We start from the raw sequence: 2862 nt of genomic DNA, 5'->3' as shown, positions 1-2862 counted from the left end.
GTCCGGCGGCGTCCTACTCTCCCACACCCTCCCGAGTGCAGTACCATCGGCGCTGGTGGGCTTAGCTTCCGGGTTCGGAATGTAACCGGGCGTTTCCCCACCGCTATAACCGCCGTAACACTATGAAACTATCAACCACCCACACCAACAACCCAACAGGGTCCCGGGGATGGTGTTGTTTCAGAATCACACAGTGGACGCGCAACATCAGTGTAGGTCAAGTCCTCGGCCTATTAGTACCAGTCAACTGAACACGTTACCGTGCTTACATTTCTGGCCTATCAACCCAGTCGTCTAGCTGGGGGCCTTAACCCACAAGGGTGGGATACCTCATCTTGAAGCAGGCTTCCCGCTTAGATGCTTTCAGCGGTTATCCCTCCCGAACGTAGCTAACCAGCCGTGCCCCTGGCGGGACAACTGGCACACCAGAGGTTCGTCCGTCCCGGTCCTCTCGTACTAGGGACAGCCCTTCTCAAGTATCCTACGCGCACGGCGGATAGGGACCGAACTGTCTCACGACGTTCTAAACCCAGCTCGCGTACCGCTTTAATGGGCGAACAGCCCAACCCTTGGGACCTACTCCAGCCCCAGGATGCGACGAGCCGACATCGAGGTGCCAAACCATCCCGTCGATATGGACTCTTGGGGAAGATCAGCCTGTTATCCCCGGGGTACCTTTTATCCGTTGAGCGACACCGCTTCCACACGCAAGTGCCGGATCACTAGTCCCGACTTTCGTCCCTGCTCGACCTGTCAGTCTCACAGTCAAGCTCCCTTATGTACTTGCACTCAACACCTGATTGCCAACCAGGCTGAGGGAACCTTTGGGCGCCTCCGTTACCTTTTAGGAGGCAACCGCCCCAGTTAAACTACCCACCAGACACTGTCCCTGAACCGGCTCACGGTCCGAGGTTAGAAACCCAGATCAACCAGAGTGGTATTTCAAGATTGCCTCCACAACAACTGGCGTTGCTGCTTCACCGGCTCCCACCTATCCTACACAAGCTAATCCGAGTACCAATGTCAAGCTATAGTAAAGGTCCCGGGGTCTTTCCGTCCTGCCGCGCGTAACGAGCATCTTTACTCGTACTGCAATTTCGCCGGGCCTGTGATTGAGACAGTAGGGAAGTCGTTACGCCATTCGTGCAGGTCGGAACTTACCCGACAAGGAATTTCGCTACCTTAGGATGGTTATAGTTACCACCGCCGTTTACTGGCGCTTAAGTTCTCAGCTTCGCCCCGAAAGACTAACCGGTCCCCTTAACGTTCCAGCACCGGGCAGGCGTCAGTCCATATACGTCGTCTTACGACTTAGCATGGACCTGTGTTTTTAGTAAACAGTCGCTTCCCCCTGGTCTCTGCGGCCAACCCCAGCTCAGGCAGCAAGTGCCATCACCAGAACTGGCCCCCCTTCTCCCTAAGTTACGGGGGCAATTTGCCGAGTTCCTTAACCACAGTTCGCCCGATCGCCTCGGTATTCTCTACCTGACCACCTGTGTCGGTTTAGGGTACGGGCCGCTCGGAACTCGCTAGAGGCTTTTCTCGGCAGCATAGGATCACTGACTTCACCTGAATCGGCTCCGTATCACGTCTCACCCATACACGGTGCGGATTTGCCTACACCGCGGGCTACACGCTTACCCCGGCACAACCACCGGCCGGGATCAGCTACCTTCCTGCGTCACCCCATCGCTTGACTACTACCAGCCGAGGTCCCAGCCACAGTATTGATCCCCGAAAGGACCGCCACCGCAGGTGGTTAGTACAACTAGGTTCATCACGGGCGCTCCTTCGCGGGTACGGGAATATCAACCCGTTGTCCATCGACTACGCCTCTCGGCCTCGCCTTAGGTCCCGACTCACCCAGGGCGGATTAGCCTGGCCCTGGAACCCTTGGTCATCCGGCGGCAGGGTTTCTCACCCTGCTTTCGCTACTCATGCCTGCATTCTCACTCGTGCCCCCTCCACAGCTAGATCACTCTGCTGCTTCACCGCGGGCACGACGCTCCCCTACCCACCCACACACCTGGACGACAACCCCGAAAGGCCATCGCCGAGTACATGTGTGAGTGCCACAGCTTCGGCGGTGTACTTGAGCCCCGCTACATTGTCGGCGCGGAACCACTTGACCAGTGAGCTATTACGCACTCTTTCAAGGGTGGCTGCTTCTAAGCCAACCTCCTGGTTGTCTCTGCGACCCCACATCCTTTTCCACTTAGCACACGCTTAGGGGCCTTAGCTGGTGATCTGGGCTGTTTCCCTCTCGACTACGAAGCTTATCCCCCGCAGTCTCACTGCCACGCTTTGACTTACCGGCATTCGGAGTTTGGCTGACTTCAGTAAGCTTGTCGGCCCCCTAGGCCATCCAGTGCTCTACCTCCGGCAAGAAACACGCAACGCTGCACCTAAATGCATTTCGGGGAGAACCAGCTATCACGGAGTTTGATTGGCCTTTCACCCCTAACCACAGGTCATCCCCCACCTTTTCAACGGTGGTGGGTTCGGCCCTCCACGCGGTCTTACCCGCGCTTCAGCCTGCCCATGGCTAGATCACTCCGCTTCGGGTCTAGGACACACGACTACAACGCCCTATTCGGACTCGCTTTCGCTACGGCTCCCCCACACGGGTTAACCTCGCCACATGCCACTAACTCGCAGGCTCATTCTTCAAAAGGCACGCCGTCACCTCACCCAAAGGGCTCAGCTCCGACGGATTGTAAGCAGACGGTTTCAGGTACTATTTCACTCCCCTCCCGGGGTACTTTTCACCTTTCCCTCACGGTACTAGTCCGCTATCGGTCACCAGGGAGTATTTAGGCTTACCAGGTGGTCCTGGCAGATTCACCGCAGATTTCAGGAGTC

Annotated in this window: 2 rRNA genes (1 of these 2 running past the window's edge); both read right to left on the bottom strand. The window is 57.0% G+C overall.

The window, feature by feature from the left end:
• Positions 1-117, bottom strand: a 5S ribosomal RNA gene (gene rrf / locus Raf01_RS48770).
• 96 nt (positions 118-213) lie between these two features.
• Positions 214-2862, bottom strand: a 23S ribosomal RNA gene (locus Raf01_RS48765) (it continues 468 nt past the right edge of the window).

The sequence above is a fragment of the Rugosimonospora africana genome (assembly GCF_016862975.1).
GTDB lineage: Bacteria > Actinomycetota > Actinomycetes > Mycobacteriales > Micromonosporaceae > Rugosimonospora > Rugosimonospora africana.
Note: the sequence above shows the minus strand (reverse complement) of the source record. Positions and strands in the feature narration are given on the sequence as shown.